This is a genomic window from Mesorhizobium sp. M4A.F.Ca.ET.090.04.2.1 (assembly GCF_003999085.1).
Taxonomy (GTDB): domain Bacteria; phylum Pseudomonadota; class Alphaproteobacteria; order Rhizobiales; family Rhizobiaceae; genus Mesorhizobium.
Map to the genome: position 1 here is coordinate 1 of NZ_RZOT01000063.1, position 15933 is coordinate 15933.

Here is a 15933-nt window from a genome sequence, read left to right on the forward strand (position 1 = left end):
CCCAGGTACTGGGCGCACTGGCACTGCTTGGCCTTGGCATTTTTGGGCCGGGGATCGCGTCGGGTCTTGTCTCAGGCGCACCGCAGCTTGGCGCGGGCGCCGCCCTCGGCACGACCGCGGCGGCAGCGGGTGTATCACTCGTTGCTGGAGGCACGGCATTTTCTGGCGCGCGTATGGCAACCAGCGGCGGTCTCGCCGCCATCCGCGCCGGCACAACAATGGGATCGGCTGCTTCCACGTCCTGGCAGATCGGGCGCGCAACCTCGCCCGACGTTGGCCTCTCCGGTGTGGCTGCTGGAATGCATGGTGTAACCAGTGCCGCTGGCGGCGCCGCTATACGCGTAGCGCGATCCGCCACTGCAAGTGTTGGGCGCAACGCCGATGCCGGGCGCGATGCCGCGTGGACCGCGACCGGCGGCACGCCGACCGCGTCAATGACCGAGCGCTCTGCCGGTTCGGCCACTGTTTCGGCGCCGACGTGGGCAAGGCGCCTACGTTCTGAACAGACCGCCCGTGCACATCGCCACGCTGCCATGCAAGCTGTCCGAGACGGAGACCGGCCGGGAGGCAGCGCCAACCCCTCTCTCAACGACAAGGATGACTAGATGCTCTTCAAGCGACCCGTGCACCGTTACGGCAAAACACCCGAACCGGTCACGCCGTATCAAAAAGCCGCCCAGCTGTGGGACGAGCGCATCGGCTCATCTCGACTGCAGGCCAGGAACTGGCGGCTCATGGCCCTTGGGTGCCTGGCCTTGGCGACCGGACTTTCCGGCGGACTCGTATGGCAGTCGATGCAAAGCCGTGTCGTGCCTTACGTCGTCGAGGTCGATGGCTTCGGCGAGACGCGCGCCGTCGCGCCGGCAATCCGGAATTATGAGCCCTCGGATGCTCAGATCGCCTGGCATCTCGGCCGCTTCATCCAGAATGTCCGTTCCGTTTCCACCGATCCGGTTTTGGTACGGCAGAACTGGTTCGCAGCTTACGACTTTGCTAGCGATCGCGCAGCGCTCTTCCTCAACGAATACGCCAAGGCGAACGACCCCTTCGGTCAGATCGGAACGCGCAGTGTCTCGGTACAGGTCACCAGCGTGGTCAGGGCCTCCGAAAGTTCATTCCAGGTCAAATGGACCGAGCAGGTGTTTGAGCGCGGAAGCCTTGCCAGCACGATGCGCTGGACTGCGATCCTCACGATCGTGATCCGCTCGCCAAGCAATACGGATCAGCTGCGCAAGAATCCGCTCGGCGTCTTCATCAACGCCATTGACTGGTCACGCGAGCTCGACAGCGCCGTCCCACCCCCCCTTTCTCCGACGGAGTCCACCAATGAAAGATAAAATGTCACCGATTCGTGCCGTGCTGATCCTATCGGTGTCGGCAGCGGTCGTTTCCGCTTGTGCATCGAAGAAGGTGCCGCCGCCTGAGATTTCCTATGACGCTGCTGACTTCAAACCGGCCGCGATCGAGAAGGCGCCGGAGAGGCCGATTAGAATTGTCGAGGTGCCAAAACCACTGCCGCTGCCTGGCCAATTGCAGCCCGAGTCCGGCAAGGCCGAGGACAAGCGCCCCCCTGAAGAACGCGTCGCTGATGCCAACAAAGCCGCGACCCAGCAACCCACCAAGTACGGGTATGTTAATGCCGTGCAAGTCTACCCCTTCACCGATGGCGCGCTTTATCAGCTCTATGCCGCGCCGGAGCGCGTGACCGACATCGCTCTGCAGCCGGGCGAGAAACTAACCGCCGTGTCGGCTGGCGACACCGTGCGCTGGGTCATAGGCGATACCGCAAGCGGCACCGGTGACAATCAGCGCACCCATGTTCTGGTGAAACCCTTCGCGCCGGGTCTTGCCACCAATGTCGTCATTACGACGGACCGGCGGACCTATCATTTGCAGCTTCAAAGCACCGAGAAGACAGCAATGGCGGCAATCTCCTGGACCTACAGCCAAGACCAGATCATCGCGCTTCGCCAGCGCAATGCTCAAGCCGAGGCAGTTACACCGGTCGCGTCGAATATCGCGCTCGAAAACCTTCGCTTTCGCTACTCGATCAGTGGCGACACACCGCCCTGGAGACCGACGCGAGCCTTCGACGACGGCAGCAAGGTCTATATTGAGTTCCCTCGTCGCATAGATCAGGGCGAGGCGCCACCACTCTTCATCGTCGGCGCAGATGGGAGCAGCGAGCTCGTCAACTATCGCGTGCGCGGCAACTATTACATCGTCGATCGGCTCTTCGCCGCGGCCGAACTTCGCCTCGGCACCAAGCAGCAGCAGGTGATCCGCATCAGCAGGATTGACGACAGGCAACCGCTACGGCGGATCTCGCTCTTTTCGCGTTCCAGCCGGTGAGGTGAGGGCTCATGATCGAAAATTCCCGCTCTGGCATCCCGCCGAAACTGGATCCCGAGGAACTGCAGCTTCGGGCCTCTCCCCGCCGCGTGGTGCGGTTCAGGCGCGGTGTGATCATCGCGATCGCAGCGCTCGGATCCGGCGCTGTGTTCGGCGTTGCCATGATGGCGCTCCAGGGGCCGGCCCTTCGCATCAGGGATCAGGCGGAAGATCCCTACAGCACTGAGCGCAAACCAACCGTCGAGGGACTCGATACGCTTCCCCATGACTATTCCGGCATGAAGCCGAAGCCTCCCGTCCTTGGGCCACCTTTGCCGGGCGACCTCGGTCGCCCCATCCTCGAGCGGCAGCGCCAGCTCGGCATCGTGCCGGGTCAAGACATCTCGGCCGAGGAGCAGCGTCTAGCGCAGCAGGCGATCGAAGCGCGTGAATCGCAGGTGCTTTTCCGTGTCGAAAATCGAGCTCAACAGACAGATGTCGGTGAGAGCGTGCAAACTGCTCAGCATCCATTTGAGGCACTTCCCCAATCCGAAGCAGCACGCGCGTCAGCCTCGGTGGCGCCGGCGGAAGGCGACCAGAACAATCAGCAGCGAAAGCTTGATTTCCTCAGCCAGCGGAGCACTGGCGGGATCTACAATCCGCATGCGCTGCAGACGCCGATCTCGCCGTATCAACTGATGGCTGGCAGCGTGATTGCCGCCAGCCTGATCACCGGCATCAATTCCGATTTGCCGGGCCTTGTCGTCGCGCAAGTCACCGAGAATGTGCACGACACGGTCACGGGCAACATATTGCTGATTCCGCAGGGCTCACGTCTTATCGGCGTCTACGACAGCGTCGTCGCGTTCGGGCAAAAGCGAGCGCTGCTGGTCTGGCAGCGCATTCTGCTGCCCGACGGCTCGTCGGTCGAAATCGACAATCTGCCCGCGAGCGACACCGCCGGCTACGCAGGGCTGGAAGACAAAGTCGATTTCCACACCTGGCAGCTGATCAAGGGGGTGGCGCTTGCCACATTGCTCGGTGTCGGCACGGAATTCAGCCTCGGCGAAAACGAGAGCGATCTGGTCAAGGCGATCCGGGAATCAGCCCAGCAGAACGCCAGTCGAGCCGGCCAGCGCATCACCGAAAAAAACCTCAATATCCAGCCCACCATCATCGTCCGCCCAGGTTGGCCACTGCGCGTCATCGTGCACAAGGACATCGTGCTGCGGCCATACGCGAGTTGAGCAGGAGTTACCATGGCTGACCTGAAACTTGGAAAGCTTCCAGACCGAACAGCTTCGAAGATCACCATTACCGTCAGCGCGGAGCTGGGCCAAACACTCAAGGAGTATGCTGCACTTTACCGTCAGACCTATCGTCAGTCTGAAACCGTGGCAGAACTCATCCCTTTCATGCTGGCGGCGTTTCTGGAAGGCGACCGAGCCTTTGCCAAGGCCCGAAAAGAAGGTCTGCCGACGGAGCTTGCCGAAAAATCGTGACTCCTCCGCTAGAGGCAGCTGGAACATTGCCTAGCTGTCGCGGCCTACCTGCTCCTCGCGAAGCATAGGATCAAACACCTTGGAATGCAGGTATGCGTAAGAGAGGATGTGGAAGGAAATACCGCGCAACAGCCTAAGTTTGCATTTTCGATTGGATGCGGTAGTCGCCTATGAGCGGTCAAAATGAAACGCAGCTGGTTCGCGATCGACCAAACGGCGAGCGCACTGTGCTTTGCTCAGACCGCCACCGAGTGCCTCGCCGTTCCCCCTTTGAAATATGTATCGAACTTGGCCGCGATGGTTCGAACGAAGGGGCGACTTTCAGCCCGTACGACGAAACTGTCGCCATCGAATTCAAGCGCTCGGGCAGGATCGTGGAGGGCGATGGACCTCGAGCGATGAAGGAGCTTCTCGCCGGCTTTGCCGAACCGCTCCACCAGATCGACTGCCGAGAAGGCAAAATCACACATCAGCCGCTCGATTATCCAGCCACGGACGCGATCGTCGTCGGAAAGGGCAACGCCCCGGACGGCAGCCAACCCGCCATCCGCAACCATGCGCCCGTACCCGGCAGTCGAAGCCATGTTCTGCACGTAGCCTTGGCGAAAACGACCGATGGACGAAGGGCCAAGTCCGATCAGTGTCGGGCAGCGATCCTCGGTGTAGCCCTGAAAATTGCGATGCAAAACCCCTGCGCGGGCCGCTATGGCCAGCGCATCGTCGGGCTTCGCGAAATGATCGAGTCCTATTGCCTCATATCCCTTGGCGACAATTGCCCGCGCCGCGAGTTGAGATTGGGCGAAACGCTCGGTGGGACTCGGCAGCCATGCCTCGTCGATCATCGTCTGATGCTTCTTGAACCAGGGCACATGTGCGTAGCCGAACAGAGCCATCCGGTCTGGTTCCAAGGTCAGTGCCTGCGCCACCGTGGAACAGATCGTCTCGCGTGTCTGATTCGGGAGCCCGTAGAGCAGGTCCAGATTGACCGATTCAACGCCCCGCGAACGAACCCCGTCGACGACTGCCTTGGTCTGCAAAAAACTTTGCTCACGATTAATTGCTTTTTGCACTTGCGGATCGAAATCCTGCACGCCGAGGCTCGCCCGCGTTACGCCGATTTGAGCAAGCGCATCAAGGCGCGCCTTGTCCATGTCGTTGGTTCCGATTTCGATGCTGACCGTAGCATCCGGGAGAAGGTCGAAGCTGTCCCGCAAGGCCGCTCCAAGAGCAACCATGTCATCGGGCCTCAGCATCGTTGGCGAACCGCCACCGAAGTGGATTGCACGGACATGTGCCTTGCCGCTCACCAGACCGGCAATCGTGACGATTTCGGCATTCAGCGAGCGCAGATAAGCGGCCACCGGCTCATATTGGTGCGTCTGCTTGGTGTGACAGGCGCAGAACCAGCAGAGCTTGTCGCAGTAAGGAATGTGCAAATACAGCGAGATTTCGTCGCCACTTTCCAGCGCCTCCAACCAGCCACGGTAAATGGCAGCATCGACCCCGGAATGGAAATGCGGCGCCGTCGGATAGCTTGTGTAGCGTGGGACGTTCTCGCTGAGTTTGACAGCTATTTCCGATTGCATCTCGCGTTCACCGTGTTGCCCGCCGAACACTGCACGCATCGCTGAAGCAGACCCTGATCTCGATCAGCCGCGCGCATGGACAAACCGCCGCAGGACTTCTCTACCCTGGATGGGTATCCTGCCGGCAGTTAGGATCGGGTAAAGCGAACGCATGACCTTTCGGCAAGACATTCATACTTCCGGCATTCCTGTTCTTTGCCTCCCTTGCGAGGCACGGCGTCGCGGTGTCTGCGGTGCGCTCGATCCAGACAATTTGGTTGGGCTCGCCAAGACTTGCTCGCGTCGCCGGATCGAGTCAGGAATGGAGTTGACCGGCGAGGCACAGAACGTCGACAGCTACTCGAACGTGCTTTCAGGCGTGGTAAAGCTATCAAAGAGCCTGTCGGATGGGCGCCAGCAGATCGTCGGTCTCCAGTTTGCACCGAATTTTCTGGGACGTCCTTTCAAGGTGGAAAGCTCGATCAATGCGGAAGCGGCAACAGCAGTCACGCTGTGCTCGTTTCCGCGAGCGGCCGTCGAACGGATGATGAAGGCGTCACGGGAATTCGAGCATCGCCTGCTCAAACAGACGCTGAATGAACTCGATGAGGCGCGCGAGTGGATGGTGACGCTGGGGCGCAAGACAGCTCCGGAAAAGGTGGCGAGTTTTCTCCTCATGATGGCCCGGAATATCGATTCCAGTCTCGACGCGGCTTCCAGGTCAGCGTCCTTCGATCTGCCGCTGACGCGTGCCGAAATCTCTGATTTCCTTGGAATTACCAACGAAACCGTGAGCCGCCAACTGACGCGATTGCGGGCTGACGGGGTGATTCGGATTGAGAACGCACGCCATGTGACGGTGGACAGCATAAGCCGTCTGGAGAAGCGCTGTGGCGGCGGACGCGAGCGGCCCTAAGCGGCGAGGCCCATGTCGCATGGCTCCGGGGCGGGCCGTGCTTGCCTTCTAATGCGATGTCGCCGCGCCTTCGAAGAAGCGGCGTCACGGTCGAGACAGACAGCTTTCGGGCTTTGATAGGGACGACGACCAATCGCCAGGTGTGTTTCGGCACATACCGGCGAAGCACGGTCCTTAAGCTGCCACGGCTCGGCCGAACGATCGCGTTCGTTTCCAATGGGATCCGAACAACGTTTGGCAGGGCATCGGCAATAGCATCCAACGCGTCGCAGAGCCTCAGCTTTCGCCTCAATCGATCGCGTCTGCGCCCGCCCAACCCAGGGAACGCCTTCCATGAGGGGGTGAGCCCGCGCTGCGTTCCTCGTTCATTCGCCACCTGCTGATTGCGCCGCCGACACAAAATCGTGCGGCCTGACATAGATCAGGGCGAGGGGGCGGCGGCTGCGCAATTAGTGCGCTGCGGATTTGGCATCCACCAGATTCGAGATCGGGATCTGCAATGAAATTCGGCACAGAGATCGTCCTTCTAAGCGTGTTCGCTTTTGCGGCCCTGGTGGCCGCCGGCTTCGGCGTGGATGAACCTTTCCGCCGACATATGTGGGTGTTGTTCTTCGCAGTGGCTGGTTTCACTGCGATCCTGTTGCGCAACACGGAGTTCAAGCCAGCAGCTCCGATTGACCCATCCGCTTACATGGATGGTCCGATCCGCTACGGCGCGATCGCCACCGTGTTCTGGGGTGTCGTCGGGATGCTGGTCGGCGTGGTGATCGCGCTTCAGCTCGCCTATCCCGATCTCAACATCCAGCCCTGGTTCAATTTCGGCCGTTTGCGGCCGCTGCATACATCCGGTGTCGTCTTCGCCTTCGGTGGCAACGCGCTGCTTTGCACGTCTCTGTATGTCGTGCAGCGCACCTGCCGCGCCCGCCTCTTCGGCGGTGATCTCGCCTGGTTCGTCTTCTGGGGCTACCAGCTGTTCATCGTCATGGCCGCGACCGGCTATCTGCTCGGCATCACCGAGGGCCGCGAGTACGCCGAACCCGAATGGTATGTGGATGTCTGGCTGACCATCGTCTGGGTCGCCTACCTCATTCTGTTCCTTGGCACGATCCTGAAGCGCAAGGAACCGCATATCTACGTCGCCAACTGGTTCTACCTGTCGTTCATCGTGACCATCGCGATGCTGCATGTGGTCAACAACCTGTCGATGCCAGTCTCGTTCCTGGGCTCCAAGAGCTACTCCGCCTTTTCCGGGGTCCAGGACGCGCTGACCCAATGGTGGTACGGCCACAACGCGGTCGGCTTCTTTCTCACCGCCGGCTTCCTTGGCATGATGTATTATTTCGTGCCCAAGCAGGCGAACCGGCCAGTCTATTCGTACCGGCTGTCGATCGTCCATTTCTGGGCGATCATCTTTCTCTACATCTGGGCTGGCCCGCATCACCTGCACTACACCGCCTTGCCAGATTGGGCGCAGACGCTCGGCATGGCGTTCTCGATCATGCTGTGGATGCCGTCCTGGGGCGGCATGATCAACGGCCTGATGACGCTGTCCGGCGCCTGGGACAAGCTGCGCACCGATCCGATCATCCGCATGATGGTGATGGCCGTCGCCTTCTATGGCATGTCGACCTTCGAAGGCCCGATCATGGCGATCAGGGCGGTCAATTCGCTGTCGCATTATACCGACTGGACCATCGGCCACGTCCATTCGGGCGCGCTCGGCTGGGTTGGCATGATCTCGTTCGGCGCAATCTACTACATGGTGCCGAAGCTCTGGAACCGTCACCGGCTCTACTCGCTGCGGCTCGTCACTTGGCACTTCTGGCTGGCGACACTCGGGATCGTCGTCTACGCCTCGGTCATGTGGGTGTCAGGCATCATGCAGGGCCTGATGTGGCGTGAATACGACCAGCAGGGCTTCCTGGTCTATTCCTTCGCCGAAACCGTCGCTGCCATGCACCCATACTACGTCATGCGCGCCATCGGTGGGGCCATGTACCTCTCCGGCGCCCTTATCATGGCCTGGAACATCACCATGACCATCCTCGGCCACCAGCGCGAGGAGGAGCCGATGCCGAGCCCCGTCGCCATCCGACCTGCGCGATCAGGAGCCAGGTAATGGGCTTGATGGACAAACACGCAATCATCGAGAAGAACGCCACGCTTCTTCTCGTTGGCTCGCTGCTCGTGGTGACGGTCGGCGGTATCGTCGAGATAGCGCCTCTCTTCTATCTCGACAATACGATCGAGAAGGTGGAAGGCATGCGCCCCTATTCGCCGCTCGAACTTGTCGGGCGCAACATCTATATGCGCGAGGGCTGCTTTCTCTGCCATAGCCAGATGATCAGGCCGTTCCGCGACGAAGTTGAGCGCTATGGCCACTACAGCCTGGCTGCCGAGTCCATGTACGATCACCCCTTCCAGTGGGGATCGAAGCGCACCGGGCCGGATCTCGCCAGAGTTGGCGACCGCTACTCGAATGCATGGCATGTCGCGCATCTTACCGACCCGCGCTCGGTGGTGCCGGAATCGATCATGCCGAGCTATGGGTTCCTGAAAGACACGCCGATCGACGTGAAGGATTTCTCGACGCATCTGGTCGCCAACAGGCGTGTAGCCGTCCCTTACACCGATGACATGATCGCGCACGCCAATGCGGATCTGGCGGCGCAGGCCGATCCCAATGCCGACACATCAGGCCTTGAGGCGCGTTACCCCAAAGTCAAGATCGGCGACTTCGACGGCAACCCGCAACAGGTCACCGAAATGGATGCCCTGCTCGCCTACCTGCAGATGCTTGGCACACTGGTCGACTTCAAAAATTACGACGAAGCCGCCGGCTACCGCTGAGGAGAACGCTGATGACCTACAATTTGATGCGGGCGTTTGCCGACAGCTGGGGCCTGGTTGCGATGGCGCTGTTCTTCGTCGGGTGCATCGCCTTTGCCCTACGCCCCGGCAGCCGAAGGCTGGCCGACGAAGCTGCCCGCATTCCGCTCGAGGACGAGTGATCATGAGCGACGAGCACATCGATGAGGTCTCCGGCGTCTCAACCACCGGCCATGAATGGGACGGCATCAGGGAGCTCAACAATCCTCTGCCGCGATGGTGGGTGATTACCTTCTACGTCACCATAGCGTGGGCGCTCGTCTATACGACCGCATACCCGGCATGGCCGATGCTGACCTCGGCAACCAAGGGCATGCTCGGCTATTCAAGCCGTAAGGACGTCAAGAACGACCTTGCCGCGGCCGAGGCCGCCAAGGGCAAGTATGTTGCAGCCATCCAGGCAAAGAGCGTCTCGGAGATCTTGACCGACGATGCCTTGCGCGAATTCGCGGTCGCTGCCGGGGCTGCCGCGTTCAAGGTCAACTGTACGCAATGCCACGGCTCCGGCGCTCAGGGGTCGAAGGGCTTTCCCAACCTGAATGACGATGACTGGCTCTGGGGCGGCAGCCCCGACCAGATCAAGCAGACGATCACGCACGGCCTCCGCTTTGCTTCCGATCCGGACACGCGACTGTCAGAAATGCCGGCCTTCGGCGACATCATCACCGCCGACCAGATCGCACAAGTCAGCGCCTACGTGGCCAGCCTTTCCGGCAAGGTCCGCGATGCAAGTCTGATCCAACCCGGCGCCAAGGTCTTTGCCGAGAACTGCGTCGCTTGTCACGGCGACAATGCAAAAGGCAACAGGGAATTCGGCGCCCCCGACCTGACTGACGCGATCTGGCTTTACGGGTCCGGCGAGACGGCCATCGCCGCCCAGGTTCGTGCGCCAAAGCAGGGCGTCATGCCGGCCTGGGTTGGCCGTCTCGGCGAGATCAAGGTCAAGGAACTTGCAGTTTATGTCCATTCGCTTGGCGGCGGAGAATAGGAATGGAAGCCCTATTCTTCGGTCACCCCTGCCAAGCGGACGAGGCCCGGCGCGAGCCGGGCCTCGACACCATTCCTAATGCGATCTGCACAACCCGGCAAGGCTGTCCTACCGCGAGGCTTTTCGACAGGTGCCCCTGACATTGGCTGGGAAAGTGGAGTTGCACGTGCGTGACAAGACGCAGTTGACACGGCTCGAAACAGAAACTGTCAATGCCGCCAAAACCCGCAAGCCCCTTTATGCCGCGCGTCAAAAGATCTTTCCGAAGCGCGCCTCGGGCAACTTTCGCCGCTTCAAATGGCTGGTGATGACGATCACACTTGGCATCTATTACCTGACTGCGTGGCTGCATTGGGATCGTGGCCCATTTGCCCCGGACCAGGCCGTGCTGCTCGATCTCACCAATCGGCGCTTCTACTTTTTCTTCATCGAGATCTGGCCGCAGGAATTCTTCTATGTGGCCGGCCTCCTGGTCATGGCCGGTGTTGGACTTTTCCTGATTACCTCTGCTGTCGGCCGTGCCTGGTGCGGCTATGCATGTCCGCAGACCGTGTGGGTCGATCTGTTCCTTGTCGTCGAGCGTGCGATTGAGGGGGACCGCAACGCCCGCATGAAACTCGATGCCGGCCCCTGGACCGCCCGCAAGCTGATGCTGCGGGTCTCGAAACACGCCATCTGGCTTGTCATAGGGGCGGCGACCGGTGGCGCCTGGATTTTCTATTTCGCTGATGCACCAACACTTGTGGGCGAGCTTTTCACCGGTACCGCCGCACCTGTCGCCTACATCACCATCGCCGTGCTGACGGCGACGACCTACACCTTCGGCGGCCTGATGCGCGAACAGGTCTGCACCTATATGTGCCCATGGCCGCGCATCCAGGCAGCCATGCTCGATGAGAATTCGCTCACCGTCACCTACAATGACTGGCGCGGCGAGCCGCGATCGCGCCACGCCAAGAAGGTGCAAGCCTCGGGGCAGTCCGTCGGCGACTGCGTCGACTGCAATGCCTGCGTCGCGGTCTGCCCAATGGGAATCGACATTCGCGACGGCCAGCAGCTCGAATGCATTACCTGCGCGCTGTGTATCGACGCCTGCGACGGCGTCATGGACAAGCTCGGCAAGGAGCGCGGGCTGATCTCCTACGCGACGCTCTCCGACTACAACGCCAACATGATGCTGGCGACCGCAGGCGGCTCCAGTTCAATCAATCCGTCGCTGGTCAGGACTGCTGTCGGCACCTTCTCCGATCAGGTGGCGCATTTTCACATTCGCAAGATCTTCCGGCCGCGCACCTACGTCTACATGGGCTTGTGGTCGCTGATCGGGCTGGGCCTGCTCTATTCGCTGCTGACGCGCGATCGGCTCGAACTGAACGTGCTGCATGACCGCAATCCGCAATTCGTCACACTATCCGATGGCTCCATCCGCAATGGCTATAGCGTCAAGCTGCTCAACATGATCCCTGAGCCAAGGACAATCGTCGTCACCATGCAGGGTCTGGAGGGTGCCGACATGGTCGTCGTCGGCGACGACATCCCGGCCGGCCGGTCTTTCGCCATCCCGGTCGAACCCGACCGCCTGAAAACGTTGAAGGTCTTCGTTCGCCAACCGGCGGACCAGATCCACGCCCCGGCACAGACCTTCAAGTTCCGTGTCGAGGATAAGGCGAGCTTCGAGTCGAACGAGTACGCCGCCACATTCAACGCGCCAGAGGCCGCCAAATGACCGCCAATGCCCAAAAGCCTCGCGAATTCACCGGCAGGCACATGCTGGCCATCATTCTCACCTTCTTCGGGGTGGTCATCGCGGTCAACCTGACCATGGCCACGCTCGCCAATACGAGTTGGACCGGCCTCGTCGTCGAGAACACCTATGTGGCCAGCCAGCAATTCAACAAGGAGGCCGAGGCCGGCCGCGCTCAAGCAGCGCTCGGTTGGACCGGCAAGCTGACCATCGCATGGGGCGAAGTCCGCTACAGCCTCTCCGACGCTGCAGGCAAGCCGGTTCCTCTGCACGGCGTCAAGGTGCTGTTTCGTCATCCCGCCTACGAGAAAGAGGACAAGTCCGTCACGCTCGCCCTCGCCTCCGGCCAGGAGTTCGCCGCCCAGCATATGCCGAAGGACGGCGTCTGGATCGTCGAAGTCGACACCGATGCCGGCCTGACACGACCCTATCGCGACGTCCGCAGGATTATGATTTCTCATGGAGCGCTGCAATGAGCTGTTGTGCACCGGGCGCTGAAATGGCGCTGGATCTGAACGGCGCCACGTCGGTCCTGCCATCCAGCCAGGAGATCAGGTTGGCGAGCCGATCGCTTGGCGATGATCTTCGGCAGACCGATCTTTCAGTGCCGACGGTTCATTGCGCCGCCTGTATCCAGACGATCGAGGCGGCACTTGGAAAGCTCGATCACGTCGAAAGCGCGCGCGTCAACCTGTCGACGAAGCGGGTCGCGGTCCGGTGGCGAGGAGACGAGGTGCCACCCTTCGTCGCCGCGCTTGGCAGGCTGGGCTACGAGGCGCATCTGTTCACACCCGAGGTCGATGACAAGGACAAGACGCTTGCCGAACTGATCCGCGCTGTCGCTGTTGCCGGCTTTGCGGCGGGGAACATCATGCTGCTTTCGGTCTCTGTCTGGTCCGGCGCCGAAGGTGCTACCCGCGACCTGTTTCACTGGGTCTCGGCGCTGATCGCCATTCCTGCCCTCGCCTTCGCCGGCGGAATCTTCTTCCGTTCGGCCTGGAATGCTTTGCGCCATGGTCGCATGAATATGGACGTGCCCATCGCGGTCGGTGTTTCGCTCGCCTATGCCATGAGCCTCTATGAGACGATCAATCATGGCGACCACGCCTATTTCGACGCGTCGGTATCGCTGCTGTTCTTCCTTTTGATCGGGCGCACGCTGGATCATGTGATGCGGGAGCGTGCCCGGACTGCCGTGAAGGGCCTGTCTCAGATGGCCGCGCGTGGCGCAATGGTGATGCGCGGCGACGGCGCGCGCGACTATCTGCCGGTCGGCGAGATCGAACCAGGCATGCGGTTGTTGATCGCGGCCGGTGAGAGGATCCCCGTCGACGGCAAGATCATCCAGGGAACGTCGGATCTCGACTGCTCGCTGGCCTCAGGCGAAAGCACGCCGAAAAACGTGGCGCCGGGCGAAGCAGTACAGGCCGGCGTGCTCAATCTTACCGGCCCGCTGACGATCCAGGCGACAGCCGCCGCAAAGGATTCGTTCCTGGCGGAGATGGTTCGGCTGATGGAATCCGCCGAGGGCGGTCGCGCGCACTATCGCCGCATCGCTGATCGCGTGTCGGCACTCTACGCGCCCCTGGTTCATCTCACCGCCTTCGTGACATTCCTGGGCTGGATGGCGGCGACCGGCGACTGGCACCGGGCGATGACGATCGCCATCGCTGTTCTCATCATCACATGCCCCTGCGCGCTCGGCCTCGCCGTGCCGATCGTCCAAGTGGTCGCGGCGCGGCGGCTTTTCGAGAGCGGTATCATGGTCAAGGACGGTTCGGCCATGGAGCGCCTCGCGGCGATCGATACTGCCGTGTTCGACAAGACCGGCACGCTCACGCTCGGCCAGCCCCGGCTGGTCAATGCGGACTCGATTGATCCGGGCATGCTGGCAATCGCCGCCGACATGGCCGCGCATTCGCGTCACCCGTTTTCAAAGGCCATGACCGGCTTTGCCGCTCCTGGCGGGCAACACAAATTCGATGCCGTCACAGAGCATCCGGGGTTCGGGATCGAAGCCACTGTCGCCGGAAGCACCTGGCGGCTGGGTCGACGCGGATGGGCTGGATGGAAGGCCCGGACCGGAGGTGAAGGCAAACATGGCTATGGTGGAACGGCCCTGACAAAAGACGGGTTCATTGTCGCGACCTTCGATTTCGAGAATGCGCTGCGCGCCGACGCGGCGGCGGCGATCAAGCGATTGAACGATGCCGGGGTGTCGATGCAAATGCTGTCGGGCGATACCGCCGCAGCCTGCGCCGAAGTGGCAAAGCTGCTGGATATCGACGACTTCGTTCCGTGCCTGCTGCCATCGGGCAAGCTCGAACGCATCGAAACCCTCGCGAAAGTTGGGCACAAGGTTCTGATGGTTGGCGACGGCCTCAACGATACGCCGGCCCTGAGCGCGGCGCATGTCTCGATCGCACCGGCCACCGCCGTCGACATTGGCCGCAACGCGGCAGACTTCGTCTTCCTGCGCGAAAGCCTCCTGGCGGTGCCGCTCGCCCTGGGCGTCTCGCGCAAGGCAGGAAACCTGATCCGGCAGAACATCGCAATCGCAATCGTCTACAATGCGGTGGCAGTACCAATCGCCATCCTCGGGCACGTCACGCCTTTGATAGCGGCGATTGCCATGTCTGCCTCATCGCTGCTTGTTATTGGAAACGCATTGCGCTTGCACGGCTTCATGGCGAATGCGACGGTGCAAGTTATTCAAAAAGTCAGACGCTCCGCAGTCGGCTATTCGGCACAATCCTCGTGACGACCTTGCTCTATCTCATACCAGTGGCCCTTTTTCTGGGTGCACTGGGCCTGTCCGGCTTCGTCTGGGCATTGCGAAGCGGTCAATACGAAGATCTCGACGGAGCCGCCGAGCGGATACTAATTGATCGGGACGACAAACCGGGACGCTGATTTCAATCCGCTGTGCATAAGATGCGCGGATCCCGCTCGTCAGTCGAGCCGGCTCGGTCGGGAACAAGCTGTCCATGCTCCATGACCAGCTTGACCTAAGCTGGGCACTACATTGATTTGTGAAAATCCACTGTCGTGCGAAGGACTGCCTTCCCATGCACCCAGTATGAGGCGGCTGATGCCGCGAGAGTACCTCGCGCGGCCGGACGAGCTTCGCACTGTGCGCACGGGTAACAAGTTGAGCGTCGCGATCGATCACCCGAGCGTGAACTACCAGTGCCGGTTGATCGTGCCCTGGCTGATCCAGATCAGGGTCATATTCGCATCAGTGGTGCTTTATAGGCCAGTCTTCGAAGGAGAATGCATGACTTATGTATCGCGGCCAGACGCGTCCACCTCTGATGGGGTTGCATGCTTCATTGCCGATCCATGCCAATTTCCGGCCCTGCGCCTTGCAGCAATGCGGTCACCGAAACTCAGCGCAGATCACGGTGTTCCGCACGTGGTATCCACTCGTCACGACGATAATAATAGGCAGAATCCCATGAGCGCCGTTCACATCATCGACTGCCACAACGCGAATGACTACTTCGCCGACAGGGCGGACGGACCGATCACACAGAAGATGCTAAAGACTGTCAACATCCGCGCGGAGCTCCACATTGCTTTGGACCGAAAGCATTTTCGTGAGGCTGTAGTCCAAGCGAACAAGGCGAAGTGCGACGTGCTTCACATCGCTGGGCACGGCAATGGAGACGGGATCGCTTCGTCCAGTGGGCGAGGTAGCCTTCTTTGGGCTGACTTCGTAGAAATGTTCCAAGGCTCGGATCCAGCGCCGAAGATCCTCGTGATGTCAATGTGCTGCGGAGCATCATACGCGTTGGCGGCGGGCACGGAGCTCAGCGGATGTCAGTCGGCTCAGTTCCACCGTTACACGAGGATAGCCGACGGGATGGCGGCACGCTGATGGGCTCTGACGACAATTTTGACATCGTTGTCGTTGGAGCCGGGCCGGTCGGCCTTTCGTTCGCTGCGTCGCTTGCCCAAAGCGAACTCAAGGTGGCAGTTGTTGAACAGAACACATT

At 60.9% G+C, this 15933-nt stretch carries 16 protein-coding genes; 15 read left to right on the plus strand and 1 reads right to left on the minus strand.

The window, feature by feature from the left end; all coding sequences use genetic code 11:
* Positions 1 to 605: 605 nt before the first annotated feature.
* Genes trbF through EN781_RS07160 form a run of 4 tightly spaced genes read left to right on the plus strand, consistent with a single transcriptional unit; the run spans position 606 to position 3833 of the window.
* Positions 606 to 1337, plus strand: a complete 732-nt coding sequence (gene trbF, locus EN781_RS07145; RefSeq protein WP_095520370.1) for a conjugal transfer protein TrbF — start codon at positions 606 to 608, stop codon at positions 1335 to 1337.
* Entirely contained in the window at positions 1327 to 2352 is a 1026-nt protein-coding gene (gene trbG / locus EN781_RS07150; protein WP_029354945.1) for a P-type conjugative transfer protein TrbG, read from the plus strand. Before trbF ends, trbG begins: the two co-directional genes overlap by 11 nt.
* An 11-nt stretch (positions 2353 to 2363) precedes the next feature.
* A complete protein-coding gene (locus EN781_RS07155; RefSeq protein ID WP_091595787.1) occupies positions 2364 to 3578 on the plus strand; it encodes a TrbI/VirB10 family protein in 1215 nt (404 codons plus the stop codon).
* Between the two features lie 12 nt (positions 3579 to 3590).
* Positions 3591 to 3833 carry a DUF2274 domain-containing protein gene (locus tag EN781_RS07160; RefSeq protein ID WP_029354949.1) on the plus strand — a complete coding sequence of 81 codons (243 nt, stop codon included), beginning with the start codon at positions 3591 to 3593 and terminating at the stop codon, positions 3831 to 3833.
* Between the two features lie 236 nt (positions 3834 to 4069).
* Here EN781_RS07160 and hemN read toward each other — a convergent pair whose 3' ends face one another.
* Complete coding sequence (gene hemN / locus EN781_RS07165) at positions 4070 to 5419, minus strand: oxygen-independent coproporphyrinogen III oxidase (protein WP_091595897.1); 1350 nt, start codon at positions 5417 to 5419, stop codon at positions 4070 to 4072.
* A gap of 151 nt (positions 5420 to 5570) precedes the next feature.
* Here hemN and EN781_RS07170 point away from each other — a divergent pair, with 151 nt between their 5' ends.
* The 11 genes from EN781_RS07170 to EN781_RS07215 all read left to right on the plus strand — a co-directional run.
* Positions 5571 to 6314: a Crp/Fnr family transcriptional regulator gene (locus tag EN781_RS07170; protein ID WP_091595785.1), complete on the plus strand. Its 744-nt coding sequence runs from the start codon at positions 5571 to 5573 to the stop codon at positions 6312 to 6314.
* A gap of 499 nt (positions 6315 to 6813) precedes the next feature.
* Positions 6814 to 8433 (plus strand): cytochrome-c oxidase, cbb3-type subunit I, encoded by a 1620-nt coding sequence (ccoN, locus tag EN781_RS07175; protein ID WP_091595783.1) that lies wholly within the window; start codon positions 6814 to 6816, stop codon positions 8431 to 8433.
* Positions 8433 to 9164 carry a cytochrome-c oxidase, cbb3-type subunit II gene (ccoO, locus tag EN781_RS07180; protein WP_091595781.1) on the plus strand — a complete coding sequence of 244 codons (732 nt, stop codon included), beginning with the start codon at positions 8433 to 8435 and terminating at the stop codon, positions 9162 to 9164. Before ccoN ends, ccoO begins: the two co-directional genes overlap by 1 nt.
* Before the next feature lie 11 nt (positions 9165 to 9175).
* The gene (locus EN781_RS07185) at positions 9176 to 9325 is read left to right on the plus strand and encodes a cbb3-type cytochrome c oxidase subunit 3 (RefSeq protein ID WP_024502864.1); all 150 of its coding nucleotides are present in this window, start codon (positions 9176 to 9178) and stop codon (positions 9323 to 9325) included.
* 2 nt (positions 9326 to 9327) lie between these two features.
* A complete protein-coding gene (gene ccoP / locus EN781_RS07190) occupies positions 9328 to 10191 on the plus strand; it encodes a cytochrome-c oxidase, cbb3-type subunit III (protein ID WP_029354960.1) in 864 nt (287 codons plus the stop codon).
* A 166-nt stretch (positions 10192 to 10357) separates the two neighbouring features.
* Positions 10358 to 11917, plus strand: a complete 1560-nt coding sequence (gene ccoG / locus EN781_RS07195; RefSeq protein WP_029354962.1) for a cytochrome c oxidase accessory protein CcoG — start codon at positions 10358 to 10360, stop codon at positions 11915 to 11917.
* Positions 11914 to 12411: a FixH family protein gene (locus EN781_RS07200; RefSeq protein WP_091595779.1), complete on the plus strand. Its 498-nt coding sequence runs from the start codon at positions 11914 to 11916 to the stop codon at positions 12409 to 12411. The genes ccoG and EN781_RS07200 overlap by 4 nt, the downstream gene beginning before the upstream one ends.
* Positions 12408 to 14696, plus strand: coding sequence for a cation-translocating P-type ATPase (locus EN781_RS07205; RefSeq protein WP_091595777.1), 2289 nt, complete (start codon positions 12408 to 12410; stop codon positions 14694 to 14696). Before EN781_RS07200 ends, EN781_RS07205 begins: the two co-directional genes overlap by 4 nt.
* The gene (ccoS, locus tag EN781_RS07210; protein ID WP_084831491.1) at positions 14693 to 14848 is read left to right on the plus strand and encodes a cbb3-type cytochrome oxidase assembly protein CcoS; all 156 of its coding nucleotides are present in this window, start codon (positions 14693 to 14695) and stop codon (positions 14846 to 14848) included. The genes EN781_RS07205 and ccoS overlap by 4 nt, the downstream gene beginning before the upstream one ends.
* A 238-nt stretch (positions 14849 to 15086) precedes the next feature.
* Complete coding sequence (locus EN781_RS34170; protein ID WP_128344425.1) at positions 15087 to 15815, plus strand: hypothetical protein; 729 nt, start codon at positions 15087 to 15089, stop codon at positions 15813 to 15815.
* Positions 15812 to 15933: FAD-dependent oxidoreductase (locus EN781_RS07215; protein WP_189347372.1), on the plus strand; the 122-nt coding region annotated here is incomplete at its 3' end. The genes EN781_RS34170 and EN781_RS07215, both read left to right, overlap by 4 nt.

What these genes read in the sequence shown, in the direction of transcription:
- EN781_RS07160 (WP_029354949.1), top strand. Translation starts at nt 3,591, where the DNA reads ATGGCTGACCTGAAACTTGGAAAGCTTCCAGACCGAACAGCTTCGAAG.
- EN781_RS07185 (WP_024502864.1), top strand. Translation starts at nt 9,176, where the DNA reads ATGACCTACAATTTGATGCGGGCGTTTGCCGACAGCTGGGGCCTGGTT.
- ccoP (WP_029354960.1), top strand. Translation starts at nt 9,328, where the DNA reads ATGAGCGACGAGCACATCGATGAGGTCTCCGGCGTCTCAACCACCGGC.
- EN781_RS07205 (WP_091595777.1), top strand. Translation starts at nt 12,408, where the DNA reads ATGAGCTGTTGTGCACCGGGCGCTGAAATGGCGCTGGATCTGAACGGC.
- EN781_RS07170 (WP_091595785.1), top strand. Translation starts at nt 5,571, where the DNA reads ATGACCTTTCGGCAAGACATTCATACTTCCGGCATTCCTGTTCTTTGC.
- trbG (WP_029354945.1), top strand. Translation starts at nt 1,327, where the DNA reads ATGAAAGATAAAATGTCACCGATTCGTGCCGTGCTGATCCTATCGGTG.
- EN781_RS07155 (WP_091595787.1), top strand. Translation starts at nt 2,364, where the DNA reads ATGATCGAAAATTCCCGCTCTGGCATCCCGCCGAAACTGGATCCCGAG.
- ccoO (WP_091595781.1), top strand. Translation starts at nt 8,433, where the DNA reads ATGGGCTTGATGGACAAACACGCAATCATCGAGAAGAACGCCACGCTT.
- hemN (WP_091595897.1), bottom strand. Translation starts at nt 5,419, where the DNA reads ATGCAATCGGAAATAGCTGTCAAACTCAGCGAGAACGTCCCACGCTAC.
- EN781_RS07200 (WP_091595779.1), top strand. Translation starts at nt 11,914, where the DNA reads ATGACCGCCAATGCCCAAAAGCCTCGCGAATTCACCGGCAGGCACATG.
- trbF (WP_095520370.1), top strand. Translation starts at nt 606, where the DNA reads ATGCTCTTCAAGCGACCCGTGCACCGTTACGGCAAAACACCCGAACCG.
- ccoN (WP_091595783.1), top strand. Translation starts at nt 6,814, where the DNA reads ATGAAATTCGGCACAGAGATCGTCCTTCTAAGCGTGTTCGCTTTTGCG.